Raw genomic sequence first — 26,671 nt, 5'->3', positions numbered from 1 at the left:
GTTGGTTAGAATACCGGCCTGTCACGCCGGGGGTCGCGGGTTCGAGTCCCGTCCACTCCGCCATTATTTCGATAAACCCAGCCTAGCGGCTGGGTTTTTTCGTTTTGGCGTACGAATACTCGAATGGTTCGGTGTTTTGTGAGGCCGAGCTTCGTGAGTGTGTTGCGAACAACACTTCCCTGTGGCAGCCGCTTCGGCGTTGCGGGGAAGGGGCTCTGCGCCGGCTCCGCCATGCTTTTTAGAACGCCTCATCCTTGGATGAGGCGTTTTTTGTTGTGGTACGTAAATTGTCGGTCGGATGGTTCGGTGCCCCGTGACACAGCATTTCGTGAGTATGCGTTGTGAACAACACTTCCTTATGAGCAGCCCTCCCTGGCGGTACTTCCCCAAATTGGCTGGTTAATGCACCTTACCCACGGCCTGGTAGCGGCTTTGGTAACGGGACTCGAACAGCGCTTCTGGTATGGGATTTTCCGGTGAACCGATAAGACTCAATCTGGCCCTGCGGATTGGGGTCGACTCCGGTTCGTTGTCGTCGATTATCCGGCTACCCTCCCCGCCGGCCAGGCTGTGAAGAAACTGGATATCCTGCTGGTCCGAGAGAACAAAAGTCTGACGGGTAATGAGGCCGCCCAGCGTGTTAAAGATCAGCTCAGCGGGGACGTCCGGGATAAAGAAGGTGCCCCGGCTGAAACCGATTTGGGGTGGGAAGATCTGGGTGTTGCGCTGTTCATGCTCGGTCATGGCGTAAACGTTGCGGTTGACCAAGCGACAGCTGCTTTCGGAGCTTGAGCACAACCCATCGTCCCCGCCTCCGGCACCGGTAAAGTAGGTGGCGCTGTAGCGCGCCGCGAACTGTCCCGTGGTCAGGTGCTTTTCTGATGCCATCTCATAGCTCAGGTCGTTCAGGTTGCACTCTGGAACCAGCTCTGGATCAACGGGCAGGTCCGGTAGGTTGGGTATCCCCAGCTCTGGAAACGCCGCCTGAAGTCCACGAATAAAGCCCACCAGATTGCTGTAGCTGAAACCACTGAACAGGGTACAAAGTGAATCACTGAGGATGAACGGGAACTCGACCCCGCTGGAGAGCAAGGGGATATCCTCCTTCAGGGCAAACTCCAAGGGTTGAGCCATCAACAGGTTACCCTCTTGTCCGACCCGTTGAACTGAGAGGGTATCGTCCGCAAGGAACTCGAAGCTGGCCAGGTTACTCCCCGCATCGTCGAGTACCAGGTTCACCTCACTAGTTTGGTTTTCATTGCGGATGAGGGTTTGAAAGGGGTAGGCCGTATATCGAAGGGCGGTCTGTGTCTCGCTCCACTCTCCCTCCTCCGGCGGCATCAATCCCTCCAACATGACCTGCTGAGTAGGATTCAGGGCGAGTGGGATGGTGCTCTCATCGGGCAGATCGGCGCTGTTCACACTTTGGCTGCCGCTGAGCAACCCGTCCTGGTAAGCGAACAGGTTGACGGTGTCGTCCTGGGCTAGGACCAGCGCCGTGTCATTGAGCTCCAATCGACTGTCGCTGAGGACGTCCAGCTCCTGCTGCTCCGATCCGGCGTCAACGAAGAGGATCTTGGATCTGCCCTGGATGTGGTTACAGGGGGTGACGTCATCAGTTTGTATGTTAACCAGTTCGACCCGGTAGGAGAGGGAGTCTGCCTGAAACATGGCCAACTCAAAGGTGGTTGCGTCCCAGCGGATAAGGTTGGGGGCCGGCATGTAGACATAGGTGACATACTTGGCGCCCTCTGGCGCAGCACTGATGTCCATGAATCCCTGCTCGTCGGTAACAAACAGCGGGCCCACGATTCCGCCACTTTCGTCCTGAAAGGCGTAGCGGACGCCCTCGATGCCGCAATTACTGAAGCCCTGTGCGGTGATGTAGAGTCCCGGCCTCAGGGGGGCCACTTCCGCTGCACCCGGGATATCCGTGACCGGTGACGGTGGTACTGCCGGGCTATCATCATTTTCACTGCACCCGGCTAACAGAAATGCCAGTACAACCCAAAAACCATACTTTGCCATCGTGATTCTCCTGGGGGCGAGACGGGGTTGGCGCCACCAAACTTATGATACTTACTCATTAAATTAGCTGACGGTACCGAACTCTGCCGGAATGATGGGCTTCTCAAGTGAGTGACAAAAAGGCTGCAAGATCAGCTTAATATTCGCTAACGGATCCCTCTGCGTTATCTACACTCATACTCGTACCCGTTTGAATTGTTGATACTTTGCAGAGGAACCCGCTATGAATTTTGGGCACGTCTTCCCCCGAGGTCGCCTTCTCAACCTGGGATTGGTGTGTTGTTTGGTCGCCAGCCTCTGCAGCGTTAACGTTTCCGCTGCGCCGAAAAAAGACAGGAACGCGCCTCCCGCGGCAAACATTTTTGAGCAATACGGCCTCTCCAAAGACATTCCCAAGCTGGGATTAAGCTCCCTCGCACAGAGTGAGCACCTGATAGAGCAGATGACCCACCGACTGGAAACGGTGGACGGGGTGCAGGAGTCTCAGGTGTTTGTCGTCCAGAGTACCGACAGCAAAGGCAACATCGATATGCGGATCAAGTACGATCCCCGGTTGCTGGACGAGCATGAAAACCTGGTGGCACGTCTCGAGGAGTGGACTCGTCAGCAGTACCGGCTGCGTCAGTATGGTGAGCTGTTTGATCGTAACTCGGTGGTGGTTGACGAACTGGGGGATGAGCGCCTGGTGATCCGCTTTAACTACTCCCGTTACGGTTTGCCTCAGGATATCGCCTACTTCCGTTTCATGCGGGTTAAGGTGATGGCGGAGGGCGGTGAAGTGAAATCCATGGTGCTGACCAACTCCCGTCCCTTTCTGATGGATGGCTACCAGATTAAGAGTTACCGCCAGGACGTCACCTTCAAGACACTGGAGACGGGGCGGGTGGTGATTGATCGCAAGGAGCTGGTGGCAACCGGAGAGCACAAGGGCGCTCCGCTCAAATTGACGATTACCGTAACCCCGGTGGCCGTCTACGACGATGATGATGATCTGGTGGTGCTCAATGATGAGCTGATGACCACGGTATCGGATCCGCGACTGCGCGAGGAGTTCGTGAACCTGGATCGTGCCTTCCCCCTGATGGCCGACCTGGTGCGGCGGCAGGGGATCGACCTGCCCCTGCCCTACGGCATCTCCCTCGCCTACCGCAAGCAGACGATGGACATTGGGTTCTTTGATTTCGATATTATGGGTTTGAACCTTAACGAGTTTTTCGACCCTACTGCGTCCTTTGGTACGGTTGACGCCCAGAGTCTGAGTCTGCGTGGCGACGTTAATATCTTGCCATTTTGGAACGTGTACGCGCTGGTTGGACGGATCAAGGTCGATGCGGCGGTTAATGCTCAGTACACGGGTAAGCTGGAGGATATCCTCAAGGATAAGCTGGGGGAGTTTGGCGGTGCGGCCGCATGCCGCCTGCTGCAGGAGCAGGGCCTTGATCTGTGCTCAGGTACCAATTTTGCCGTTCCGCTTGATCTGGATTACACCACCATCGGCGTGGGGACCACTCTCTCCATCGGTTACAAAGAGTTTTTCGCCTCGGTCAATGCCACCTGGGTGAAAACCCAGCTGGACAGTTCCATCGACTGGGGGGACTCGATCATCACGGTTCAGCCGTTGCTCGGGTACCAGTTCGTGGACTTCCGTGGTCAACTGCTGGTGGGCGCGGAGTACCAGGGATTGGACGATCGGATGACGGGTAATCTAGGTTTCATTCCTGAGCTTGGCCGCGACTTTACCTATGACGTGGGCGTGATTAACAATCGCTGGGCCTACCTGATCGGCTTCAACAAGCAGCTTGGTAAGCACTACAACCTGACTTTCATGTACAACTATGGGGAGACTCGGGACTCCTTCACCCTTAACTTCGGTTACCGGTTTTAAACACCGGGCTGGCCACGGGCTCGGGCCGTTCCCGTCATCCACCATCCATGGCGTTGATCTTTAGATTCTGCGCCATGGGTTTTCCCAGACCGTGCTTAGCGTGACTCTTTTCCAAGGGAGAGGCCCCTTATTGTCCTTTCCTGTTTTCTGATACCTGCTCTAAAGCTTGCCTGTGCCTTTCTTTCTGTGCATTGCATAAGTTGACCGTCGCCGGAGATGCCAACCTTCTGGCCTCGATGGGGTTCACAGTCTCAATAGCGAGAGCCATGCCGCTGACTTGGTCAATCAATAAGCGTATCCTTGCGGCGAGTTCCTTTCAGAGTGCGCTATGAAATTCCTCCTGCCCCTTGTTCCTCTGCTGACCTTCAGTGCCACGCTCGCGGCGCAGGAAAGCGGCAGTGAGCGTCGCAATGCGGCAGTGCCTATTCTCTTCTCCACCTCCAGCATGGGGTTCTCCCTCGGGGCGGCAGCGTCCCTGCAAGGCCTCGGGCAGTCACAGGCCCAGGTGGTGGGTGTGGGCGCATACTCCGTGAATCAGAGCTACGTGGCGTATCTTGGGGCGTTTAACTACCGCCTCGGGAAGAGCCGGCGCTGGTTCGTCGACTGGGAGGGGTTCGTGGGGCAGTTCAACGAGAAGACGCTCTACCTCGATGGGCCCGAGCCCGGTTCGGTGCCTGCGGGCAGCAATGGCTCGGCCATCGCCGATGCGTTGTTCGGCGAAGAGCAGCACTGGGAGATCAATGGCACCTTGCGCTACCTGCTACCTCTGGGTGCCGGGCGAGATGATACGACGTTGGTCGTCGCGACGAAGGAGGGTTTGCCGATGGTCAGCCCTTCGCTGCGGGAGGCACATCAGGGCGCCTACACCTTCCTGGAGTTGAAGCCGTTCTACGAGCGTCATAGTGTTCAAGCGTTGGGGGAGGACTTTGTCAGCCAGGGTATGACGCTGCGACTGGAGCAGGATGCGCGCAACTTCTGGCCCTCACCGACCGCCGGTTACCAGGCATCACTGGAGCTGACCCGTGACTGGGGAAGCGATCAGCGCGAGGCCTATACCCGCTGGGAGGCCCAGTATCGACACTACCTCAACCTGGGGCAGAGTCGCTGGGCCAAGCAGCAGTCGATGGCCTTGACCGCCTATCTCTCCGACCTGCCCACCTGGGAGGGCGGCAGCAGCAATCCTGAGCAGGCTCCGGCCTGGTTTGCCCAGTCCACACTGGGTGGCTGGCACAGGCTCCGGGGCTACAGTTCGGCACGCTACCACGATCGCAGCGCCCTCTATTATGGGGCGGAGTATCGTATGGTGCCCCGCTGGCAGCCGCAGGGTGGGATCCCCTTTATCAATCGTTATCGTTTTCCCTGGTACGAGTTGGCGCTGTTCGGGGGTGTCGGACGGGTGAATGAGGATTTCGATCTGGGTGAGCTGCACAAAGATATGCAGTGGTCCGCCGGGGTTGGGATCCGCCTTTGGGTCGAGAATGTGTTGGTCCGGCTGGACTTCGCCGTGGCCGCCGACGACAGCGGCGTGGTGGTGGCCATTAACCAGCCTTTCTGAATCCAGGCTCCGTTTGTCGCTGGTTCAACTTTTATTCCCTGCGTAAAGAGCCGGGAGAGGGGCTTAGGCTCGTGATTATCGCCTTCTCAACGGTGCTCCGAAACCTCTTAAGGTGACTGTCATGCTGAAATTTCGCCCTCGGCTGACTATTTCCAGTCGCTACAGTGTGCGATCGGCTACAGGGGCATGACGGGAGAGGTTACAATGGCGCAGATCTGCGATACCGTTGGAGATCCGCCTTGGCACGGTCGCGTCTGACCGCTTGCCGAGGGGCGGCCAGGCGGTACAAACATTTAAGATCCTTAAGGGTCCTTGGTTAAAGAGTTGGGAGTCAAATGGCGGATACACGATTAGGTGCGCGTGCGGATAGTGCGAGTGCAGCGGTTGATCAACTGAAGGTGCCGCCGCACTCCCTTGAGGCGGAGCAGTCAGTGCTGGGGGGCTTGATGCTCAACAGCGAGATGTTCGATCAAGTGGCGGAAAGAGTTGTAAAAGAAGACTTCTACAGCCGCAGCCACCAGCGTATCTTCGACGCCATGGCGGTCCTGCTTGAGCAGGGCCACCCGCTGGACCTGGTGACCGTTTCCGAGGAGCTGGAGAAGCGGGGCGAGTTGGAGTCTGTGGGCGGGATCCCCTACCTGTCGGACATCGCCCGTAATACCCCCAGCGTGGCCAACCTGACCGCCTATGCCAGCATCGTACGGGAGCGTGCGGTGACCCGGGAGATGATCAAGGTCGCCAACGAGATCGCCGATGCCGGCTTCAATCCCGAGGGGCGTGACTCGTCGCAGCTGCTGGACCTGGCGGAGAGCAAGGTGTTCCACATTGCGGAGAAGCGCCAGAACAGCAACGAGGGCCCTGAGGACATCAAGACGGTTCTGACCAAGACGGTCGACCGTATCGAGCAGCTGTTTAACAACCCCAACAGCGGCGGGGTGACCGGCGTCTCGACCGGTTACGCAGACCTGGACAAGATGACTGCGGGCCTGCAGCCCTCGGACCTGGTTATCGTGGCTGCCCGTCCCTCCATGGGGAAAACCACCTTCGCCATGAACCTGTGTGAATACGCTGCCATGAACGAGGATAAGCCGGTGCTGATCTTCTCGTTGGAGATGCCCTCTGAGCAGATCATGATGCGTATGCTGGCGTCCCTGGGGCGGGTCGATCAGACCAAGATCCGGACCGGTGAACTGGACGATGATGACTGGGCCCGCGTCTCCTCCACCATGGGCCTGATGATGGAGCAGGGCAAGATGTACATCGATGATGGTTCCGGCCTGACGCCCACCGAGGTGCGCTCCCGCGCCCGCCGGGTTGCCCGGGAGTATGGTGGCCTGTCGATGATCATGGTGGACTACCTGCAGCTGATGCAGGTGCCGGGCATGTCGGAGAACCGGACTCTGGAGATCGCCGAGATCTCGCGCTCCCTCAAGGCGCTGGCCAAGGAGTTGCAGTGCCCGGTGGTGGCCCTGTCACAGCTTAACCGCTCACTGGAGCAGCGGGCGGATAAGCGCCCGGTAAACTCGGATCTGCGTGAGTCCGGCTCCATCGAGCAGGATGCTGACCTCATCATGTTCATCTACCGCGACGAGGTTTACCACCCGGATACCGCCGAGAAGGGGCTGGCAGAGATTATTATTGGTAAGCAGCGTAACGGCCCCATCGGTAAGGTACCTCTCACTTTCCAGGGGCGTTTCTCCCGATTTGATAACTACGCTGGTACCAGTTTCGAGTACGACGAATAAGTGATGCACTACTCTCCTGTGGCGGAGATCCGCCGAACTGCGCTGATGCACAATATCACCCACCTGCGCAGCCAGATCCCTGAGACCAAGCTGATGGCCGTGATCAAGGCCGATGCCTATGGTCATGGCCTGGTTCAGGTGGCGCGCTGGCTTACCGGTGCGGTTGATGGCTTTGCCGTGGCCCGTATCGAGGAGGCTGTGACTCTTCGGGAGAGCGGTGTCGAGGCGCGGATCCTGATCCTCGCCGGCGTCTTCAACCAGGAGGGCCTGGAGCAGGCGACTCAATATGACCTGGACCTGGTCATTCATGATGCCTATCAGGTCGGGCTGTTGGAGCAGGCGAATTTGCCCCATGGGCTGAAGATCTGGCTTAAGCACGACAGTGGCATGCATCGGCTTGGAGTACGCTGTGAGGAGTTTCAATCGCTCTATCGTCGGCTCAGTCATTGCGCCTGCGTGCGGCTGCCGCTCAATACGATGACCCACTTTGCCACCGCCGATGAAGCGGACGGATCCGAGACTGAGCGGCAGATCGCCCGCTTCGAGGCTCAGGTGCAGGACCTGCCCGGCGAACGGGCGCTCTGTAATTCCGCCGGGGTACTGCGTTGGCCAAGCGCCCACGGTGACTGGGTCCGGGTTGGGTTGGCGATCTACGGCGCCAATCCCATGGTGGGCGGCCGTGCCCAGCAGATCGGGCTGCAACCTGTCATGACCCTGAAAACCCGCGTGTTGGCGGTTCGTCCGCAGCGACAGGGGGAGGCGGCCGGGTACGGCCAGATCTGGCGGGCAGAACGGGATACCCGCATCGCCGTGGTGGCGGTGGGGTATGGTGATGGCTATCCCCGCCATGCCGCCTCTGGAACGCCGGTCCTGATCAATGGACAGCGCTTCCCGCTGGTGGGGCGGGTCAGTATGGACACCCTGATGGTGGAGATCGGCGATGCGCCGGTGGCGGTGGGGGATGAAGTGATCCTGTGGGGGCAGGGGCTACCCGTGGAGGAGATTGCCGAACACGCTGAGACCATCCCCTACGAATTGCTCTCTCAGGTCACTGGCAGGGTTCGCTTTCACTACCTCGAGGAGTGATCGGGTCAGCGCCGCCGGCGGCCCAGGTTCAACGCAGGCAGCCCGCTTTGTTGAACCGGTTCGCATCCGATTATTGCTTCTCTGTTCGCCATTTAGGCTTGTGGCCCGTCGCCTGGCTCAGTAAAGTTCCACCACAGTGACCATGGATTACGGCTCGCTACTGTTTCGAGTCATCGCATAATGGAGATAAGATGAAAAAACTCGCCCTGACCCTTACCCTGCTGGCCAGCGCCGCTGCTTCTACACAAGCCGTAGCTGAAACTGTACCTGTCCAGCTCTCCACCCTCAATGGTACCAACGTCATGCCCGGCCAGTCCGTGGAAGGGGTACGTTTTCCCACGCTTTACGGTAAGACCGGTTCAGTAAAAGGGGTGGATCTGCACCTGCTGGGTATCGGTGAAACCGATGATTTCGTCGGTCTGCAGATGCCGCTGTTGTTTGCCGGTGCCAACCACATCAACAACAGCATGACCGGTGTCTCCTTGGGCCTTTGGAACTGGAACAAGGGTACCGCCACCGGCGCTAACCTGGGCATGGTGAACCTGACCAACGATGTCACCGGTGCCAATATCGGCATGGTGAACTACAGCACCGGCAGCACCCTGTTCGACTGGAGTGCGGTGAACGTCTCTAAGCGGTCCGATGCCCAACTGGGCTTCGTCAACGTCACCGACGAGATCAAGGTGGTACAGGTTGGTCTGATCAACTGCGCCAAGAACGGCTTCCTGCCCTGCTTCCCCATCGTGAACTTCGCCGTAAAGTAAGTGAACGAGGGGCCAGCTCGGCCACGGTCAATAGGGGAGCCCAGGAGGCTCCCTTTCTATTGCGTGCCTTACGCTGGCGCGTGGGTGGCATCCCCCAAGTTCACCTCAGAAGTGGGGGGCTACTCGGGTGAGGGAAAGCACGCTCCCTTGCTCCAGCGTTCGCCGTCGCCATAATGGTGGGGTCATCATCGTCTGAGGAGTCCCCATGAGTCAGTGGCATCAATCCATTTTCACCCTTGCCCCGCACCCCCGCGGCTTTCACTTGATCACCGATGAGGTGTTGGCCCGGGTGCCGGAACTGGCAAGCTGTCGAACCGGCCTTTTGCACCTGTTCATCCGGCACAGCTCCGCCTCACTGACCCTCAATGAGAATGCAGACCCAACGGTGCGCGACGATTTCGAGTCTCACTTCAACAAGATGGTGCCGGAACATGCCCCTTACTACCGCCACACCTACGAGGGGCCCGACGATATGCCCGCGCATCTCAAAGCCAGCCTGCTGGGCAGCAGTGTCTCCCTTCCGGTTGCCGATGGCGCCTTGCTGACCGGAACCTGGCAGGGGATCTACCTCGGGGAGCACCGTGATCACGCAGGGGGCCGCACTCTGGTCGCGACCCTTCAGGGGCAGTTTTAAACGCCGTCATCTTGGCCTTGCGCCCACGCCGGATTCTCTTTAGGCCCCGGATATTCCCCTCCGTGGGTCTAATTCGGCACTGCATTAATGGCAGCAGAAACTGCTCAAAAAGTGGATTATTTCGGTTTGGCGGGCCGCTTTCCTTTCCGAATCCAGTTTCCGCTTTTATCTCTCTCATCGCCTGTTTTGTGGCGATAAATACCTGCTTTTCCTCCGCATTTAGCGTTAAAGCCCGTTTCCTGAGAGTTATCAGGCTGCAACCGGCGTATCCTCAGGGTTCGCCGATGTAAACTTATACTGGCCTTGTATTGATATTTTGTTATTCTAATTTGGACAAAAGGCGGTTAAATCGCTAGTGAAATCAAAGTTAACAAAATGATAACCCGGTTGCGAAGTGGTCGGCTGGAAAACTGGGAAGCTCATAAAATACATGTTTAGACCAGGGAGTGTGCTGTACATGGCAAAAACCATAATTAAAGCCGTGGGCCTCAGCCTGATAATGGCCTCGGTGCTACCGATGGCACAGGCGGCAGATGTGCCGGAGGGAACACGTTTACATCCGGTGCAGGAGTTAATTAAGGGCAATGGCGGCGAGCCGGCATCCCTGGACCCGCAGAAGATCGAAGGCACCACCGGCTCTGCACCCTCCAAGGACCTGTTTGAAGGGCTTGTTCAACAGGATGATTACGGCAACGTGATTCCCGGACAGGCGGAGTCCTGGAGCATCTCCGAGGATAACCGGGTCTTCACCTTCCACCTCCGTGACGGGTTGAAATGGTCCGATGGTGAGCCCCTGACTGCCCACGACTTTGTCTTCGCCTGGCGACGCCTGGTGGACCCCAACACCGCCGCCCGCTACGCCTGGTACCTGGAGATCGCCACGGTAGCAAACGCCACCGATATTATCCTCGGCAAGAAGTCCCCGGCGGAGCTCGGGGTGCGCGCCCTGGACGACCGTACTTTCGAGGTGACCCTGGATAAGCCAGTGCCCTATTTTGTCAAGATGCTGGGGCACCAGAGCACTTACCCGACCCCCCAGCACGTGGTGGAGCGCCTTGGCGATCGCTGGACCCGCCCCGGAAACATGGTCAGCAACGGCGCCTATGTCCTGACCGACTGGGTGGTCAACGAGCGCATCGTGATGGAGCGCAACCCGCTCTATTGGGATGACGAAAACACCGTCATCAACAAGGTGAGCTACCTGGCGATCGAGTCCGGCAACTCCGAGCTGTCCCGTTACCGCGCTGGCGAGATCGATCTGACCTCCACCGGGATCCCGATCGAGCACTACAAATCTCTCAAGGCGGAGCGGCCGGATGAAGTGGTGACCACCCCCTACCTGGGCGCCTACTACTACGAGTTCAATACCAAAGTGCCCCCCTTCGACGACAAGCGAGTCCGCAAGGCGCTGTCGCTGGCGGTAGAGCGGGAGAAGATCACCACCTACGTGCTGGGCCAGGGACAGCGTCCCGCCTTCACCTTCACCCCCCAGTCCGTCAGTGGCTACAACCCGCCAGAGGTGGAGTACGCCAACTGGACCTCTGAGCAGCGGATGGCGGAAGCCAAGCGGCTGATGGCAGAGGCGGGCTACGGCCCGGACAAGCCCCTGACCATCAACCTGCTTTACAACACCAACGAGAACCACAAGAAGATCGCCGTGGTGATCTCCCAACTGTGGAAGCCGTTGGGGGTTCGGGTGAGCCTGGAAAACCAGGAGTGGAAAACCTTCCTCGATACCCGTAACCAGGGCCGCTTCGAGATGGCCCGGGCCGGCTGGGTGGGCGATTACAACGACGCCTCCACCATGCTGGATATCCTGCTCTCCAACCACGGGCAGAATAAAGGCCAGTGGCACAACGCCGAGTACGATCGCATTCTCAACGAGTCGCGGATGATCGCCGACGACGCCGAGCGGGCCAAGTACTACGAGCGGGCCGAGCGGATCATCGTCGAGGAGATGCCGATCATCCCGGTTTACGAGCAGGTGATCACCCGGCTGAAGCGCCCCTACGTTGGCGGCTACCCGATGAACAATGTCGAAGACAGCATCTACACCAAGAACCTGTACATCATCGCCCACTAACGGCACCACGAAGCGGCAGCCCCCGCCGTCAATCGGGGGCAAGGAGTGAATATGTTTCGATTTATGGTGCTTCGCCTGGCTAAGGCGATACCGACTCTGTTAATCCTGGTCACCCTGTCCTTCTTCCTGATGCAGGCGGCACCGGGCAGCCCCTTTACCGGGGATTTCAACCTGCCGCCAGAGGTACTGGCTAACATTGAAGCCAAGTACCACCTGGATAAGCCGATGTGGCAGCAGTACCTCTACTACCTGGGCGATCTGGCCCGTGGTGATCTGGGTCCGTCCTTCAAGTACAAGGACTACACGGTGAACGAACTGGTGGGGCAGAGTTTCCCCATCTCCATCAAGCTGGGCCTGGTGGCCTTCGTCTTCACGGTGATCTTCGGCGCGGCGCTGGGTACCGTTGCGGCGCTGAAGCAGAACAGCTGGATCGATTACACCGTGATGAGCCTGGCGATGGTGGGCGTGGTGTTGCCCTCTTTCGTGCTGGCGCCGGTGCTGGTGCTGATCTTCTCCGTCAAATTGGGCTGGTTCCCCGCCGGTGGCTGGCACGGTGGCGGCTGGCAGTACATGGTGCTGCCGGTGGCGGCGATGGCGATCCTCTACATGGCGTCCATCGCGCGGATCATGCGGGGCTCCATGATTGAGGTGATGCACTCCCCCTACATCCGTACCTGCCACGCCAAGGGCCTGCCAATGCGCCACATCATCTTCAAGCATGCCCTGCGCCCGGCGATGCTGCCGGTGGTCTCCTACCTGGGCCCCGCTTTCGTGGGGATCATCACCGGCTCCGTGGTGATCGAGACGGTGTTCGGGATCCCCGGCATCGGCCAGTACTTCGTCAACGGCGCCCTCAACCGGGATTACTCCCTGGTCCTGGGCCTGACCATCCTGGTGGGTGCGCTCACCATCCTGTTTACCGCCATCGTCGACATCGTCTATGGCCTGATCGATCCGCGCATTCGAGTGGAGAGCTAAGATGCAAACCATGACCCAAAAACAAAACAACCAAGCGGTCGAAGCCTTTGCACAGGAGCTGGAAGTGGAGGGACGCTCCCTCTGGGCCGATGCCCGCCGCCGTTTCCTGCGCAACCGTGCAGCCGTGGTCTCGCTCGCCGTACTGGCGGTGATCGCCGTGCTGGTGGTGATCGGCCCCGCCGCCTCCCAGTACAGCTTCGACGAGATGGACTGGGCCAACATGGCATCGCCGCCCTCCATCGAAAACGGCCACTACTTCGGCACCGACTTCCTCGGCCGGGATCTCTTCGTTCGTACCCTGGAGGGGGGACGGATCTCCTTCATGGTGGGCGTGCTTGGTGCCCTGGTAGCGGTGATCATCGGTACCCTGTACGGTTCCATCGCCGGTTACGTCGGCGGTCGTACCGATAACGTGATGATGCGGATCCTGGAGATCCTCAACTCCTTCCCCTTCATGTTCCTGGTGATCCTGCTGATGACCTTCTTCGGCCGCAGCCTGTTCCTCATCTTCCTGGCGATCGGCGCGGTCTCCTGGCTGGATATGGCGCGGATCGTGCGGGGCCTCACCCTGGGGCTCAAGCGCAAGGAGTTTGTCGAGGCGGCCATCGTTTCCGGCACCCGCACCAAGGAGATCATCCTGCGTCACCTGGTGCCCAACACCCTGGGGATCGTGGTGGTCTACGCCTCCCTGCTGGTGCCCTCGATGATCCTGTTCGAGTCCTTCCTGAGTTTTTTGGGCCTCGGTGTGCAGGAGCCCTACACCTCCTGGGGAGCCCTGGTGAACGAGGGCGCCATGACCATGGAGATCGCCCTCTGGCAGCTGGCGTTCCCCACCGCCTTCTTGGTGATCACCCTGTTCTGTTTCAACTACATCGGCGATGGTCTGCGTGACGCGCTGGATCCCAAAGACCGCTAAGGAGGCGTCATGAGCTTACTGACTGTTAAAGATCTGAATGTGCAGTTCACCACGCCGGACGGTAATGTCACTGCGGTGGACAAGCTGAGTTTTGACCTCGCCGCCGGCGAAACCCTGGGGATCGTGGGGGAGTCCGGCTCCGGTAAGAGCCAGACCGCCTTTGCCATCATGGGGCTGCTGGCCAAGAACGGTCTCACCGAAGGCAGCATCCGCTTCCAGGACCAGGAGCTGTTGGGACTGCCGGCGAAGGCACTCAACAAGATCCGGGCGGAACAGGTCGCCATGATCTTCCAGGATCCCATGACCGCCCTGAACCCCTACATGAAGGTGGGGCCGCAGCTGATGGAGGTCCTGATGCTGCACAAGGGCTGCAGCGCCGCCGAGGCGCTGAAACAGAGTGTGGCGATGCTGGATGCGGTGAAGATCCCGGAATCGCGCAAGCGGATGGATATGTACCCCCATGAGTTCTCCGGCGGCATGCGCCAACGGGTGATGATCGCCATGGCGCTGCTGTGCCAGCCCAAGCTGCTGATCGCCGACGAGCCCACCACGGCACTGGATGTGACCGTACAGGCGCAGATCCTGGATCTGCTGAACGAACTGAAACGGGATCTGGGTACCGCCATCATCATGATCACCCACGATCTGGGCGTGGTGGCCGGACTCTGCGACAAGGTGATGGTGATGTATGCCGGCCGCACCATGGAGTACGGCACCACCGACCAGGTGTTCTACCAGCCGACCCACCCCTATACCCGGGGCCTGCTCTCCGCTATTCCGCGGCTGGACAGCGAGGAGAGTGCGCTGCCCACCATCCCGGGCAACCCGCCCAACCTGCTGGACCTGCCCCCGGGTTGCCCCTTCAGCGCCCGTTGTAGCTTCGCCAATGTTCGTTGCCGCAGCGTTGCCCCGACCCTGCAGCAGTTCGATGGCGAGCGTCAGCGCGCCTGTCACGTCAACATCGAGGAGGTCGCGGCATGACCCAGTCTCAAAACACCCAACCCTTGCTGCAAGCCCGGGGCATCAAGGTGCGCTTCGCTATCAAGAAAGCGCAGAAGTGGCCCTGGGATCCGGTGCCGCAACTCAAGGCGGTGGATGGCGTCTCCTTCGATATTCGGCCCGGGGAAACCCTCGGCGTGGTGGGAGAGTCCGGCTGTGGCAAGTCCACCCTGGCCCGGGCACTGATCGGCCTGGTGCCGATCAGCGACGGGGAGGTGATCTTCGATGGCAAGCCGGTGGATCATAAAGATCCCGCTGCCATGAAGATTCTGCGCAAGGATGTGCAGATGATCTTCCAGGACCCCCTGGCTTCGCTGAATCCGCGGATGACCGTTGGCGACATCATCGCCGAGCCGCTCCGTAACTATGCCCCGGAACTGAGCCGTGACGAGGTGCAGACGCAGGTACGGGCGATGATGGCCAAGGTGGGCCTGCTGCCCAACGTCATCAACCGCTACCCCCACGAGTTCTCCGGCGGCCAGTGTCAGCGTATTGGTATCGCCCGGGCGCTGATCCTGCGGCCCAAGCTGGTGATCTGCGATGAGCCGGTCTCGGCACTGGATGTGTCGATCCAGGCCCAGGTGGTGAACCTGCTCAAGGAGCTGCAGCGGGAGATGGGGCTATCGCTCATCTTCATCGCCCACGATCTTTCGGTGGTGAAACACATCTCCGACAGGGTGATGGTGATGTACCTGGGCAACCAGGTGGAGACCGGCAGCAGCGATGAGCTCTACGCCAAGCCCTCCCACCCCTACAGTCGGGCGCTGCTCTCCGCCGTTCCGCTGCCGGATCCGGAGCAGGAGCGTAACAAGGAGGTGATCCTGCTTACCGGTGAGCTGCCATCCCCCATCAGTCCGCCCTCCGGCTGCGTGTTCCGCACCCGCTGCCCGGTGGTGTGCGATGAGTGCGCCAAGCATCGGCCCAGCCTGCAATCCCTGGGGGGCACCCACCAGGTGGCCTGCCCGAGGCATGATGTGGCGGCGTAAGTCGCCTATCTTGAGCAGTAAAAAAGCGCCCTGAGGGGCGCTTTTTGAGTTTTGGGCGGCAGTCTGGCTGAGGTGGGCGCCGTGAGTGGGGTGTGAATGCACACTGGAGTCGAATCTTGCCGCCGTTCGGTTCCTAAATTGTTGATTAAGATCGATTAACTTGCTGGCGTGTTCGTTTTTTAGTTGGTGTTATTGCGAATTCTCAGTTTCAGCCTGTTAATCTGAATTCGCACTAATACACTGTTATGTGCCATAGGAGAGCTAAGTGCTACCAACATATGAGACTGACCACTTTGTTTTGGATAATGCTGAGGAACTCAACGAGCAGTATCCTGAAACATTCTGGATACCAGACAAAACTAAGCGCGTATCATTGCCTCTCGGTGCTCTTGTAAAACTGATTTTCAGTATGGAGGAGACAGAGGGCTCGGAGACTACATCAGTAGAAAGAATGTGGGTTGAAGTGATCAAGGTAGAAACCGGACATTATGTTGGTAGGCTCGATAATGACCCTTACGGAAGTGACTGTGTGAAGAGCGATACTACCTTTAACTTCTGCTCGTATCACATCATCGACATCTATGAAGATGACACATAACAAGCCCAATCAGGAATGCACTGAAGTTGGTTAGCTATTGCTCGTTCATCGCAGATTTGAGTCAACCTAACTGCTCCCATTGAGCGGGCGTTTTCTAAATAGAACTTTAATGCTCGCCATCAGGCGAGGGTTACCGATAAAGCCTTGTGCATCGCTCTCGCTGGCTGTCGCTCCAGCGGACTCTTAGGGTTGGGGCGACAGGCCAAACCCAATCCCACTATCACTCTCACTCCCAAGTTCGGCAACCTCTTAAAGCGGTACACATTTTCACCACATCGGTTACCTTCTCCCTTATGAGCGTGACAGGGAGAGGGATATGACGCGAGTTTGCATCATCGGCGCCGGGCCGTCGGGTTTCACGGCGCTTAAGGCCCTGCGGGAGGCGGGGATAGAGACGGTCTGCTTCGAGGCCTCCGATGACATCGGTGGCAACTGGTACTACGAGAATCCTAACGGCCAGTCCGCCTGCTACCAGTCTTTGCATATTGATACCTCCAAAACCCGGGCCAGCTTCGAGGATTTCCCGATGCCCGAGGAATATCCGGACTTTCCCAGCCATCGGCAGATCTTCCAGTATTTCCAGGACTACGTGGCCCACTTCGGCCTGCGCCCGCTGATCCGCTTCAACACCTGGGTCACCGCCGTTGAGCCCGAGGGAGAGCGCTGGCGGGTGTGCACCGATAAGGGGGATCAAGGGCTGTTTGATTACGTGCTGGTGGCCAATGGCCACCACTGGAAGGCGGCGTGGCCGGACTACCCGGGCCAGTTCGAGGGCGAGGTGCTTCACGCCCACGATTACCGGACCCCTGAGCAGCCACTTTGTATGCGCGGCAAGCGGGTGCTGGTGGTGGGTTTTGGCAACAGTGCCATGGATATCGCTTCGGAGCTCAGCCAGCGCCACATCACCGACAAACTCTGTGTCAGCGCCCGGCGTGGGGGCTACATCATGCCCAAGTACCTGTTTGGTCAGCCCGCGGATAAGGCGCTGCTGCCCCCCTGGGTTCCCGGCTGGCTGGCGCGGCGGCTGTTTCGCTGGGTCTACCGTTTCGCCGTGGGCGACATCACCCGCTGGGGGATCCAAAAGCCGGACCATCAGCCTCTGGAAGCGCACCCCTCGGTTTCTGGAGAGTTCCTCAACCGTCTGGGCAGCGGGGATATCCAGATGCGGGTCGGGATCGAGCGTTTCGAGGGGGACACCGTGGTGTTCAACGACGGTCACCGTGAGGCGTTCGATGTGATCATCTACGCCACCGGCTACGACGTCAGCTTTCCCTTCCTGGCCGAAGACCTGGTGCCCCTGAAGGAGAACCGGCTGCCGCTGTTCAAGCGTTTGCTGCGGCCCGAGCGCCCGACACTGATCTTCCTGGGATTGGCCCAGGCGCTGCCCTCGCTGCTTAATCTTGCCCAGGTGCAGATGCGCCTGGTGGTACCGCTGATCCAGGGGCGTTACCAGTTGCCGGAGCCGGCGGCCATGATGGATGCGATCCAGCGGGACGAACAGGTCCACGGTGGGCATTACTACGCCTCGCGGCGCCACACTATGCAGCTGGACTTTGCCCGCTACAAAGGGGAGATCACCCGGGAATTGAAGGCGGGACTGAATCGGGCCCGCAGGGCGGGGTAGGCGGCCCCTTTCGTTAGCGGAGCTTGCTCAAAAAGTGCAGCAAGCATCGCACTTTTTAGGGCGCAAAAAAGGAGGCATTCGCCTCCTTTTTTCCTAACTCCAACGGCGCTATGCCACCACGGGAATCAGTCGATCAAACCGTATTGCTCCCGCAGGATGGCGATGATCTCCGCCTTGGGGTTATCGGACAGGACAATCTTTTCACCGGTGATCTTTTCAGCGATATCGGTGTAGGTCTTGGAGACTTCCATCAGCACCTCCACCGGCAGGGCGTTATCCCGGGCCAGGGCGGCGCGCTCGGCCATCCGGTCCTTGTTCAGCAGGATGTCCGGATCCGGGAAGTGGTTCAGCAGCAGCTGGCGGAAGCCCTCCTTGGAGTTCTCCACCACCTTGCCTTCACGGTAGCTGGGGCCATCCCAGATCCGGGAGGAGTCCGGCGTGCCCACCTCATCCATGTAGATCAGCTTGTCGTTGCCTGCGGCGTCGGTGACGTAACCGAACTCGAACTTGGTGTCGACGAACACCTGGTCCAGCTGGGCCAGAGCATCGGAGATCAGGTCGAAGCCCTCTTTGAGCAGCACTTCGTATCGATCGATGTCGGCCTTAGAGTGGAAGTTGAACGCTTCGAAGTTGTCCTCGATGTTCTGGCGGGTGATGTTGACGTCATCCACGGCCGGTACCCCTGGGATCCCTTCGAGGATCCCCTTGGTGGAGGGGGTGATCAGCAGTTCCGGCAGTTTCTGATCCTTCTCCAGCCCGTCCGGCAGCTCGATGCCGCAGAAGTTGCGCTCGCCCTTGCTGTAGGCGCGCCACATGGAGCCCGTGATGTACTGGCGGCAGATCGCCTCGATCATCACCGGCTTGGCTTTCTGCACGATCCAGACGAAGGGGTGGGGGATATCCAGGATGTGGCTGTCGGCCAGCCCCTGCGCCTTGAACTGCCTGAACCAGTGGTTGGAGATGGCGTTTAGGGCGGCACCCTTGCCGGGTACGCCGTTCATGCCGCCCTCACCGTGCCAGATGCAGTCGAAGGCGGAGATCCGGTCTGAGATCACCATGATCGCCAGGGGCGCATCTTCGGCCACGTCATAGCCTTTCTCCTTGATCAGGCGGCGGCTGTCGGCTTCGGTCAGCCAGTAGACGGAGCGGACTTTACCGGAGTGCACCGGCAGTTCGGTACGGATGGGAAGATCGTTGTTAACGGCCAATACCTTGTCGGCAAGACTCATGATCACTGTCCTGTAGTTAAGGGCTGTAGGGTCATCGTGGGATCGCCGCGGCATTGCTGGTTTTAGGCTCTTCGGCGCTGGTCGAGACCAGGGATCCCGTGGCCCGCAATGATATCAGCTCTCGCCGTTTGCCTGAACCAGCATGCTGATTTTCCGAGCAAAGCTCTGTAACGGAGGCCTTCCGTGGCGCAGGCTCTTGACCGCAGGCTTTTAGGAACAAGAAACTCGCTCCTAAAAGCTCTACCCCCCACAACCTAGGCAAAGTGGAATTAGAGGCAGTTGCCCTGCGGCTCGGAGCCGTTATTCAGTGGCGTCGGCGGTACATGGCGTCGATCTCGTCGGCAAAGATCTCGTTGATCACCTTGCGGCGCAGTTTGAGGGTGGGGGTCAGCTCACCGTGATCCATGCTGAAGGGGCGGGGCAGCAGGGTGAACTGCTTGATCTGCTCGAAGCCAGCCAGTGACTCCTGCGTCGCCTGGATCTTCTCTTTCATCAGCGCCTGCACCTCGGGCAGTTGCACCAGGGTGCGGTTATCCTCCGACTTTAAGCCATGCTGACGGGCCCACTGCTCCAGCGCAAGGAAGTCAGGCACCACCAGGGCAGAAACGAAGTTGCGACCATCGGCGACGATGGCGACCTGCTCCACCAGTGGCTCCAGTGCTACGACCCCCTCGACCCGTTGTGGGGCGATATATTTGCCGTTGGAGGTTTTCATCAGTTCTTTGATGCGATCCGTGATGTGCAGACGGCCTTCGTTATCCAGGTAGCCCGCATCGCCGGTTTTGTACCAGCCATCGACAAACGCCGCTTCGGTCTCCTCCGGGCGGTTGAAGTAGCCCGGTGTGACGGTAGGCCCCTTGACCAGGATCTCATCCTCCTCCCCGATCCGAACCTGAACGTCTGGCAGGGGCAGGCCGACGCCGTTGACCTGGATATCATCGAGGCGGTTGCAGCTGACGGTGGCACTGGTTTCGGTGGCACCATAGCCGTTAAGCAGGGGGATGCCGATGTACTGGAAGAAGGCGTTGACCTTTTCGTCGAGGCGGGCACCGCCGGCGGAGACGAAGAGGAAGTTGCCCCCCAGGGCGTCGCGCAGTTTGCTCAGGACCAGCTTGTCGGCGATGGCATGGTAAAACTGGCCCAGTTTGACCCGGGTGCGCCCCTGTTGCTGGGCCCGGAACTGGCGTCGACCCTGGTCCAGCGCCCAACGGAACAGCAGCCGTTTGGCCAGCCCCGCCGAGGCGACTTTACTGCGGATGGTGGTGTGGATCTTTTCAAACAAGCGGGGCACGGCGCACATCACCTGGGGCTTCATGGTCTGCATCGCCGTTTGTACCTGGGTCGGGTCGCCCAGGTAGGCATTGCAGCCGCCGCAGCTGAGCACGTAGAGGCTCCAGCCGCGCTCATAGATGTGGGACAGGGGCAGGAAGGAGAGCGACAGGGTGCCCGGCTCAAGCGGCACCACCTGCTGGTGCTGCTCTACAATGGCGGCAAAGTTGCGGTGGGTCAGTATCACCCCTTTGGGTTCGCCGGTGGTACCGGAGGTGTAGATCAGGGTCAGCGTTGCCTCCAGATCGACCTGTTGCTGCCGCTTTGCCAGCTCCTGGGCCTGCTCTTTGTGCCCTTCGCCGAGCAGATCGGCGAAACGGCGTGTCTGAACGCGGGACTCCCGCTGCTGGATAGCATCGCTCATCAGGATAAGGGTGTTGAGTGTCGGACACTGCTCGGCGGCGAGCAGTGCCTTTTCATACTGCGCCTGGTCCCCCACAAACAGGGTGCGGATCTCGGCATCCTGAACGATGTAGGCGGTTTGCTCGGCGGTGTTGGTACCGTAAATAGGGACGCTGACCACGCCCATCTGCATAAGAGCCAGATCGGTGATCACCCAGGGCAAGCTGTTGGCCGCGAAGATCCCGACCCGCTCCCCGGAGTCGAAGCCTTGCGCCAGCAGATGGTGCGCCAGGGCATCCACTTGGGTAAAGAGGGCCTCCCAAGTCAGGCTGTGCCACTCCGCATTGTCCTGATAATGCAGGGCGATTTGATCATGACGACGCTTTGCCTGGGTGCGTAGCAGGGTAGGGAGGTGGTAGGGGGTGAGATCCGTCATCTCGGGCTCCAACGGCAAAATAGACTCTTCCCAAGGCTAGTTTTTGCCGGCGTCTTTGTCTGCTCCGATAGGGATAGGGAGTCTTGCCCTGCGGGCGGGATCACGATCTGCAGGGCACCCGCAGGCCAATACGCGGTTAGTCTCGTCGGCTGGGGCCCCGGGTTCAGTGAACGGTGCCACATTGGTGAAAAATTCGCCTGTGATTTTAGGGCGGGCTTTTGTAGAATGTGCGCCCCAAATTCTTCGTGAGGTTCTCGATGAAACGCACCTTCTCCGTTGCCCCTATGCTCGACTGGACGGATCGCCACTACCGTTACTTTGCCCGGCTGATCTCCCGTCAGGCGCTGCTCTATACCGAGATGGTGACGACCGGCGCGATCATCCACGGTAAGGGGGACTACCTGGCGTTCAACGAGGAGGAGCACCCCCTGGCGTTGCAGCTGGGCGGGAGTAACCCGGCGGACCTGGCGCACTGTGCCAAGCTGGCCCAGGCGCGCGGTTACGACGAGGTCAATCTGAACGTGGGCTGCCCCTCGGACCGGGTACAAAACGGCCGCTTCGGCGCCTGCCTGATGGCGGAGCCGCAGTTGGTGGCGGAGTGCGTGCAGGCGATGCAGGCGGTGGTGGATATCCCGGTGACGGTTAAGACCCGCATTGGTATCGATGAGCAGGACAGCTATGGCTTCCTGACCGACTTCGTTGGCACCGTGGCGGAAGCCGGCTGCGAGGTGTTTACCATCCATGCCCGAAAAGCCTGGCTCAAAGGCCTCAGCCCGAAAGAGAACCGGGAGATTCCTGAGCTGGATTACCCCCGTGCCTACCGTCTGAAACAGGATTTTCCCGGCCTCAATATTTCGGTCAACGGTGGGGTAAAGAGCCTCGATGAGTGTGAAGCCCACCTGCAGCACCTTGACGGGGTGATGGTGGGGCGGGAAGCCTACCAGGATCCCTACATGATGGCGGCGGTCGATAGTCGGCTCTACGGGGATGATCGTCTCCCGCTCTCCCGGGCAGAGGTGGTCGAGCAGATGATCCCCTACCTGGAGCGCCACATTGCACAGGGGGGGCGTGCCAACCACGTGACCCGACACATGCTGGGGCTGTTTAACGGCATGCCCGGGGCGCGCCAGTGGCGCCGTTACCTGGCCCAGAACGCCCATCTGCCGGGCATGGGGGCAAGCGTACTCAGCGATGCCCTGGCCTCGTTGCCCGAGTCTGCGGTCGCCGCGTAACTGCGCACTTTGATTACGCCCTCCCGTGGCTTGCCGCCACTATCAGGAGGGCGTTTCACTACCCGACACTGCGGTTATGCTGCCTTCATGTCTAGGGTTGGTGAAATCCACTACATGCACTGGTGACTTTGGCTAATCTTTCCCCGGCTCACTGCACCCGTTTCATCTTCCCATTCCCGCCCTTTAAAAAACCGCATTAAAAATCATGGCGTTATATCACTTTGTGAAGTTGGCACGCCACTTGTAACCCTGAAGGTGTCATTCAACGAACACCGAGGTTACCACCATGTTTGCCTTCACTACTCTGCTTCGCACCTCTGCACTGGCCCTGACTCTGGCTACCGGCGCTCAAGCGGCGGAGAGTTCGGCCTTCACCGATATGATTGACCACGACATCCGTGCCGAGCTGGCCCAGATGCATGCCACCATCATCGTGGATGCACGCCAGGATGCGCATCAACTTGCCCAGCAGGGGATGAGCAATATCCACGAGATGGTCTTGGCGACCCAGCCCCGGATTGAGCGGGCACTGCAGCGTGAAGTGGTGGCCGTTCAGCATGGGATCCTGGTGGAGCTCCAGCAGGAGCTGCAGCAGTGGGCTGACAACGTGATGCAGGACTCTGCCGCTGCGGCGATAACCCTGATGCGTGAAGCCGCCCTGGGTCAACTGGAAGTCAAGTAAGGAGGGGAAGTGATGAAACGGAAGGGACCGACCGATAGATGGCTGCTGGGCGTGATTGCGAGGTTGGCCTGGCAACTGGAGTGGCATCCGGGTTGGACACGCCTTGCTGCCGTAATGCTGTGCTGGGTTGCACCTCTGCCGATGCTCTTTCTCTACCTGGTGGCCGCCTGGCTGATGCCCAAGTCCCAGGGGCCGCTGAGATGAAGATACTGGCTGCCCTGATGGTGATGCTCCTGCTCTGCCTCATCGGCCTCGTGGGGTGGCAGGACCCTTGGAGCGTGGCCCTTAACGATAAGGCCTGGTTTTGGATTGCGGGCCCCCTGGCCCTGGTCAGTGGGGCCTTGCTGTTTTTTGGGTGCGGGCAGTTGCGTAGGGAATGGCGTGTCAACAAAGCCATGCTGCCCCCGAGGCACTCCCCGGACCCGGTGCGAGAACCCCGGACTGGGTCCGGAGCCCGAAGTGGTGAAAAGGATTAATGCTATGGCTCCGGGCGGCGCGGCTTCAGCGCTTGAGCATACGGGCGATGCGCGCCTTGGTCTCGTCGGTCTCAAGCTGAGCCAGGAACAGGGCGATCTCGTGATCGATTACTTCGCTTAAGTTATCTGGACGGGCGTCGCGCAGCATCGCCACGGTGGCCGTGAGGGCGCTCTGGGGCTGGCTGGCCAATCTCTTAGCCTGGGTAAGGGCGTGGTCGAGCAGTTGCTCCGCCGGGACAGTCCGGGTCACCAGCCCCCACTCATGGGCTTCGGCACCGGAGAAGGTACGGCCCAGCAGGAGCAACTCCGCGCTGCGCTGGTGTCCCATCAGGGCAGGTAACAGGACGGTGGAGCCGGCCTCCGGTACCAACCCTTGGTTAACGAAGGACAGCATCAGTTTGGCGTCCTCGGTGGCGTAAACCAGATCACAGTAAAGCAGTAGCGTGGTGCCGATCCCCACCGCCGGGCCGGCAACCGCGGCCACCAGGGGCTTTTTCAGATGCGGCAGCATCCTGACGAAACGCAGCACCGGGGCATCATTATCCAGGGTGCCGTTGAGAAAGTCTTGAAGATCGTTTCCGGCACAGAAACACTGGTTGTCCCCTTGCACCAGGATGGCGCGGATGGCCGGGTCCTGTTCAGCACTGTTCAAATGGTCGATCAAGTCGGTATACATCTTTTGCGTCAAGGCGTTACGCTTGTCCTGACGATTGAGGGTCAGTACCATGACCCCATCTTGTCGATGGCAAAGTATTGTGTCCATGAGGGCTCCAGTTCATCGTCGGTTCGTCCGTGTACGAACGCCAGTCTAAGGGAAGCTAGGGTATGCTTAAACAGTTGTTTGGATTTTTTGCCGTGCTGCTGAGTTCGCCACTGATGGCGCAGATCCTGGTGGAGGACGCCCATGTTCGTGCGATGCCGCCGGGGGTACCCAATACCGCAGGTTACCTGCAGATCACCAGCAGCGAGGGCGATGACCAGCTGCTGGCGGCGCGTTGCGAGGGGGTCGAGAACACCGAAATGCACACGCTGCTCCACGAGGATGGACTGACCAAGATGCGCCCCGTGGCGGCCATCGAGTTGCCCCAGGGAGTAGCTGTCATCCTGGCTCAGGGCGGCCTGCACCTGATGATGATGGGATTGGAAGCGACGCCTGAGGTGGGAGCGCAGTTGAGCTGCGAGCTCCGGTTCGCCAAGGCACCGGTGCAGACCGTGGTGTTTGAGGTGCGAGATCTTAAACCGTCCGAGCACAGCCACCACCATCACCACTAAGCTTGAGTTGGAATAACAACGGGAGGCGGTCATGGAACGTGTGACGACGAAGCGGGTGATCCTGGGGATTGCCCTGGTGGTGCTGTTTAACTACCTCTTGGCGGTTTGGTGGAGTGTGGAGCCGGATCCCATCGACACGGCGAGTTTGCGCGCCCAGGAGGGGGAAGTGGTGGGCTATGCCACGGCTACCGCCGCCATCTTGGTCGGTCAGGGGTTGCTGGATAAGCCGGGCGGTTTTCTCTCCAATGATGTGATGCCCCCCTCGGTGCTGATGGATAACATGCCGGCGTTCGAGTTTGGTGCGCTGGAGCAGTTGCGGGATCTGAGCCTGGTGCTGAGGCGGGATTTCGCCCGCTCCCAATCTCAGTCCACCGAAGACACCAACCTGCAGATCGCTCAACCCAAGTTCAATATCGATCGGCGTAGCTGGATGTTCCCCCGTGCCGAAGCGGAGTATCAGGCCGGTATCAAGGCACTGATCCGTTACCGTGACGGCATCATGGATCCGAAGAACGAAGATGCGCAGTTCTACGCCCGGGCGGACAATCTGGTGAGCTACCTGGAGCAGGTGGAGAAGCGCCTGGGTAGTCTGTCTCAACGCCTCGCCGCCAGCGTGGGCCAGGATCGCGTCAACACCGATTTGGCCGGCGACGAGGTGGCCCGTCAGTCCACCGAGCTGTTGCTGGAGCATCGGGTACGCACCAGTTGGTGGAAGATCGACGACGTTTTCTACGAAGCCCGGGGGCACTGTTGGGCCCTGCTGGCCTTCATGCGTGCCATCGAGCAGGACTTTGCGCCTGTGCTGGATAAGAAGAATGCCCGGGTCAGCCTGCAGCAGATCATTCGAGAGCTGGAGTCTACCCAGGATACGGTTTGGAGCCCCATCATCCTCAATGGCGGAGGCTTTGGCCTGGTGGCCAATCACTCCCTGGTGATGGCCAACTACATTTCCCGCGCCAACGCGGCGCTTATCGACCTAAAACAACTACTCACACAGGGTTAAACCATCTATGAGGCTACAACGGAGCGTATGTGCAGTTGCTCTGAGTGCCGGGCTGGCGATGCCAGCCCAGGCGGATCTACTGGGGATAAAGGGAGGGGTGGACCTTTTTTCTATGTCCACCGATGGCAAGTCTAACGAGCTCGATCCGGGCTGGAGCGATAAGGAGCGGCTGAGCGCGTACGTGGCGCTGGAGCACTTTATTCCCATCTTGCCCAACCTGATGGTGCGTTATAACGACCTGGGCAGCAGCGGTGACGGCACCGAACTTGACCTGTCCAACGCCGATTTCATCTTCTATTGGCAACTGCTGGATAACGACGGCATCGAGCTGGACCTTGGGGTGAACTACCGGCAGTACGACGGTGCACTCCGCGAGGGGTGGGAAAACGTAGAGCTGGATAAAGGCGTCGTCATGGGCTATGCCCGTAGTCGCATCAACCTGGTCAGCTCCGGTTTATTTGTCTTTGCCGATGTGGCACTGACCAATTACAACAGCAAGCAGATCAGCGATTACCAGGTGGGGCTGGGCTACGGCCTGGATCTGTCGCTGTTTGATCTGAACATTAAGGGCGGTTATCGCGAACATGACTTCGATGTACGCCACTTCAAAGGGATCAGTGCCGATGTAACGCAAAACGGCTGGTTTGTCGGGGCCGAAGTGCAGTTCTAACGCTGCCCCAATCTCCTGAAGTACAAAAAGGCCCGGCATCACTGCCGGGCCTTTTTCGTGCGCTTGGCTGGCGATCCATGCCGCATATGCCCTTGAGGGCAAAGAAAAGCCCCGCAGAG

The 26,671-nt window shown here is 59.4% G+C and carries 23 protein-coding genes; 19 read left to right on the top strand and 4 right to left on the bottom strand.

Annotated elements, in window-relative coordinates:
• Positions 1-399 precede the first annotated feature (399 nt).
• Positions 400-2,028, bottom strand: a complete 1,629-nt coding sequence (locus ABD997_RS09990; protein ID WP_345316865.1) for a hypothetical protein — start codon at positions 2,026-2,028, stop codon at positions 400-402.
• Between the two features lie 223 nt (positions 2,029-2,251).
• On the opposite strand from ABD997_RS09990, the gene ABD997_RS09985 reads away from it, so the two are divergent.
• The 13 genes from ABD997_RS09985 (at position 2,252) to ABD997_RS09925 (ending at position 17,881) form a co-directional block, all read left to right on the top strand.
• On the top strand, positions 2,252-3,913 hold the full coding sequence (locus ABD997_RS09985; protein ID WP_345316864.1) for a hypothetical protein: 1,662 nt from the start codon (positions 2,252-2,254) through the stop codon (positions 3,911-3,913).
• A 328-nt stretch (positions 3,914-4,241) separates the two neighbouring features.
• Positions 4,242-5,468, top strand: coding sequence for a BamA/TamA family outer membrane protein (locus tag ABD997_RS09980; protein WP_345316863.1), 1,227 nt, complete (start codon positions 4,242-4,244; stop codon positions 5,466-5,468).
• Between the two features lie 335 nt (positions 5,469-5,803).
• On the top strand, positions 5,804-7,213 hold the full coding sequence (dnaB, locus tag ABD997_RS09975; RefSeq protein ID WP_345316862.1) for a replicative DNA helicase: 1,410 nt from the start codon (positions 5,804-5,806) through the stop codon (positions 7,211-7,213).
• Between the two features lie 3 nt (positions 7,214-7,216).
• Positions 7,217-8,299 (top strand): alanine racemase, encoded by a 1,083-nt coding sequence (alr, locus tag ABD997_RS09970; protein WP_345316861.1) that lies wholly within the window; start codon positions 7,217-7,219, stop codon positions 8,297-8,299.
• 191 nt (positions 8,300-8,490) lie between these two features.
• On the top strand, positions 8,491-9,063 hold the full coding sequence (locus tag ABD997_RS09965; RefSeq protein ID WP_345316860.1) for a VC2662 family protein: 573 nt from the start codon (positions 8,491-8,493) through the stop codon (positions 9,061-9,063).
• A gap of 205 nt (positions 9,064-9,268) precedes the next feature.
• The gene (locus ABD997_RS09960) at positions 9,269-9,697 is read left to right on the top strand and encodes a secondary thiamine-phosphate synthase enzyme YjbQ (RefSeq protein ID WP_345316859.1); all 429 of its coding nucleotides are present in this window, start codon (positions 9,269-9,271) and stop codon (positions 9,695-9,697) included.
• Positions 9,698-10,154: 457 nt separating this feature from the next.
• Entirely contained in the window at positions 10,155-11,780 is a 1,626-nt protein-coding gene (locus ABD997_RS09955; protein ID WP_345316858.1) for an ABC transporter substrate-binding protein, read from the top strand.
• A gap of 51 nt (positions 11,781-11,831) precedes the next feature.
• A complete protein-coding gene (oppB, locus tag ABD997_RS09950; RefSeq protein ID WP_345316857.1) occupies positions 11,832-12,758 on the top strand; it encodes an oligopeptide ABC transporter permease OppB in 927 nt (308 codons plus the stop codon).
• A 10-nt stretch (positions 12,759-12,768) separates the two neighbouring features.
• Complete coding sequence (gene oppC, locus ABD997_RS09945; RefSeq protein ID WP_345316856.1) at positions 12,769-13,674, top strand: oligopeptide ABC transporter permease OppC; 906 nt, start codon at positions 12,769-12,771, stop codon at positions 13,672-13,674.
• Between the two features lie 9 nt (positions 13,675-13,683).
• On the top strand, positions 13,684-14,655 hold the full coding sequence (oppD, locus tag ABD997_RS09940; RefSeq protein ID WP_345316855.1) for an oligopeptide ABC transporter ATP-binding protein OppD: 972 nt from the start codon (positions 13,684-13,686) through the stop codon (positions 14,653-14,655).
• On the top strand, positions 14,652-15,659 hold the full coding sequence (gene oppF / locus ABD997_RS09935) for a murein tripeptide/oligopeptide ABC transporter ATP binding protein OppF (protein ID WP_345316854.1): 1,008 nt from the start codon (positions 14,652-14,654) through the stop codon (positions 15,657-15,659). Before oppD ends, oppF begins: the two co-directional genes overlap by 4 nt.
• Positions 15,660-15,924: 265 nt before the next feature.
• On the top strand, positions 15,925-16,257 hold the full coding sequence (locus ABD997_RS09930; protein ID WP_345316853.1) for a DUF2314 domain-containing protein: 333 nt from the start codon (positions 15,925-15,927) through the stop codon (positions 16,255-16,257).
• 316 nt (positions 16,258-16,573) lie between these two features.
• Positions 16,574-17,881: a flavin-containing monooxygenase gene (locus ABD997_RS09925; protein WP_345316852.1), complete on the top strand. Its 1,308-nt coding sequence runs from the start codon at positions 16,574-16,576 to the stop codon at positions 17,879-17,881.
• Between the two features lie 125 nt (positions 17,882-18,006).
• On the opposite strand, the gene ABD997_RS09920 is transcribed toward ABD997_RS09925, so the two are convergent.
• Positions 18,007-19,110, bottom strand: coding sequence for a phosphoribosylaminoimidazolesuccinocarboxamide synthase (locus ABD997_RS09920; protein WP_345316851.1), 1,104 nt, complete (start codon positions 19,108-19,110; stop codon positions 18,007-18,009).
• 304 nt (positions 19,111-19,414) lie between these two features.
• Positions 19,415-21,217, bottom strand: coding sequence for an AMP-dependent synthetase/ligase (locus tag ABD997_RS09915; protein ID WP_345316850.1), 1,803 nt, complete (start codon positions 21,215-21,217; stop codon positions 19,415-19,417).
• 257 nt (positions 21,218-21,474) lie between these two features.
• On the opposite strand from ABD997_RS09915, the gene dusA reads away from it, so the two are divergent.
• The 3 genes from dusA (at position 21,475) to ABD997_RS09900 (ending at position 23,335) form a co-directional block, all read left to right on the top strand.
• Complete coding sequence (dusA, locus tag ABD997_RS09910; protein ID WP_345316849.1) at positions 21,475-22,449, top strand: tRNA dihydrouridine(20/20a) synthase DusA; 975 nt, start codon at positions 21,475-21,477, stop codon at positions 22,447-22,449.
• A 286-nt stretch (positions 22,450-22,735) separates the two neighbouring features.
• On the top strand, positions 22,736-23,131 hold the full coding sequence (locus ABD997_RS09905; protein WP_345316848.1) for a hypothetical protein: 396 nt from the start codon (positions 22,736-22,738) through the stop codon (positions 23,129-23,131).
• A gap of 12 nt (positions 23,132-23,143) precedes the next feature.
• Positions 23,144-23,335 (top strand): PspC domain-containing protein, encoded by a 192-nt coding sequence (locus ABD997_RS09900; protein ID WP_345316847.1) that lies wholly within the window; start codon positions 23,144-23,146, stop codon positions 23,333-23,335.
• Between the two features lie 297 nt (positions 23,336-23,632).
• On the opposite strand, the gene ABD997_RS09895 is transcribed toward ABD997_RS09900, so the two are convergent.
• Positions 23,633-24,370 carry an enoyl-CoA hydratase gene (locus tag ABD997_RS09895; RefSeq protein ID WP_345316846.1) on the bottom strand — a complete coding sequence of 246 codons (738 nt, stop codon included), beginning with the start codon at positions 24,368-24,370 and terminating at the stop codon, positions 23,633-23,635.
• A gap of 62 nt (positions 24,371-24,432) precedes the next feature.
• Here ABD997_RS09895 and ABD997_RS09890 point away from each other — a divergent pair, with 62 nt between their 5' ends.
• From ABD997_RS09890 to ABD997_RS09880, 3 genes are read left to right on the top strand one after another with little or no spacing between them, the layout of a single operon-like run.
• Positions 24,433-24,879: a copper chaperone PCu(A)C gene (locus tag ABD997_RS09890; protein ID WP_345316845.1), complete on the top strand. Its 447-nt coding sequence runs from the start codon at positions 24,433-24,435 to the stop codon at positions 24,877-24,879.
• A 31-nt stretch (positions 24,880-24,910) separates the two neighbouring features.
• Positions 24,911-25,882 carry a DUF2333 family protein gene (locus ABD997_RS09885; RefSeq protein ID WP_345316844.1) on the top strand — a complete coding sequence of 324 codons (972 nt, stop codon included), beginning with the start codon at positions 24,911-24,913 and terminating at the stop codon, positions 25,880-25,882.
• 7 nt (positions 25,883-25,889) lie between these two features.
• Positions 25,890-26,552 (top strand): TIGR04219 family outer membrane beta-barrel protein, encoded by a 663-nt coding sequence (locus tag ABD997_RS09880; protein WP_345316843.1) that lies wholly within the window; start codon positions 25,890-25,892, stop codon positions 26,550-26,552.
• Positions 26,553-26,671 lie beyond the last annotated feature (119 nt).

This window comes from Ferrimonas gelatinilytica (assembly GCF_039544205.1).
GTDB classification, from domain to species: domain Bacteria; phylum Pseudomonadota; class Gammaproteobacteria; order Enterobacterales; family Shewanellaceae; genus Ferrimonas; species Ferrimonas gelatinilytica.
This window is presented reverse-complemented; position numbering and strand designations above follow the sequence as displayed.

Coding starts and splice junctions, on each gene's coding strand:
- ABD997_RS09990 (WP_345316865.1), bottom strand. CDS start 2,028: ATGGCAAAGTATGGTTTTTGGGTTGTACTGGCATTTCTGTTAGCCGGG.
- ABD997_RS09985 (WP_345316864.1), top strand. CDS start 2,252: ATGAATTTTGGGCACGTCTTCCCCCGAGGTCGCCTTCTCAACCTGGGA.
- ABD997_RS09980 (WP_345316863.1), top strand. CDS start 4,242: ATGAAATTCCTCCTGCCCCTTGTTCCTCTGCTGACCTTCAGTGCCACG.
- dnaB (WP_345316862.1), top strand. CDS start 5,804: ATGGCGGATACACGATTAGGTGCGCGTGCGGATAGTGCGAGTGCAGCG.
- alr (WP_345316861.1), top strand. CDS start 7,217: ATGCACTACTCTCCTGTGGCGGAGATCCGCCGAACTGCGCTGATGCAC.
- ABD997_RS09965 (WP_345316860.1), top strand. CDS start 8,491: ATGAAAAAACTCGCCCTGACCCTTACCCTGCTGGCCAGCGCCGCTGCT.
- ABD997_RS09960 (WP_345316859.1), top strand. CDS start 9,269: ATGAGTCAGTGGCATCAATCCATTTTCACCCTTGCCCCGCACCCCCGC.
- ABD997_RS09955 (WP_345316858.1), top strand. CDS start 10,155: ATGGCAAAAACCATAATTAAAGCCGTGGGCCTCAGCCTGATAATGGCC.
- oppB (WP_345316857.1), top strand. CDS start 11,832: ATGTTTCGATTTATGGTGCTTCGCCTGGCTAAGGCGATACCGACTCTG.
- oppC (WP_345316856.1), top strand. CDS start 12,769: ATGACCCAAAAACAAAACAACCAAGCGGTCGAAGCCTTTGCACAGGAG.
- oppD (WP_345316855.1), top strand. CDS start 13,684: ATGAGCTTACTGACTGTTAAAGATCTGAATGTGCAGTTCACCACGCCG.
- oppF (WP_345316854.1), top strand. CDS start 14,652: ATGACCCAGTCTCAAAACACCCAACCCTTGCTGCAAGCCCGGGGCATC.
- ABD997_RS09925 (WP_345316852.1), top strand. CDS start 16,574: ATGACGCGAGTTTGCATCATCGGCGCCGGGCCGTCGGGTTTCACGGCG.
- ABD997_RS09920 (WP_345316851.1), bottom strand. CDS start 19,110: ATGAGTCTTGCCGACAAGGTATTGGCCGTTAACAACGATCTTCCCATC.
- ABD997_RS09915 (WP_345316850.1), bottom strand. CDS start 21,217: ATGACGGATCTCACCCCCTACCACCTCCCTACCCTGCTACGCACCCAG.
- dusA (WP_345316849.1), top strand. CDS start 21,475: ATGAAACGCACCTTCTCCGTTGCCCCTATGCTCGACTGGACGGATCGC.
- ABD997_RS09905 (WP_345316848.1), top strand. CDS start 22,736: ATGTTTGCCTTCACTACTCTGCTTCGCACCTCTGCACTGGCCCTGACT.
- ABD997_RS09900 (WP_345316847.1), top strand. CDS start 23,144: ATGAAACGGAAGGGACCGACCGATAGATGGCTGCTGGGCGTGATTGCG.
- ABD997_RS09895 (WP_345316846.1), bottom strand. CDS start 24,370: ATGGACACAATACTTTGCCATCGACAAGATGGGGTCATGGTACTGACC.
- ABD997_RS09890 (WP_345316845.1), top strand. CDS start 24,433: ATGCTTAAACAGTTGTTTGGATTTTTTGCCGTGCTGCTGAGTTCGCCA.
- ABD997_RS09885 (WP_345316844.1), top strand. CDS start 24,911: ATGGAACGTGTGACGACGAAGCGGGTGATCCTGGGGATTGCCCTGGTG.
- ABD997_RS09880 (WP_345316843.1), top strand. CDS start 25,890: ATGAGGCTACAACGGAGCGTATGTGCAGTTGCTCTGAGTGCCGGGCTG.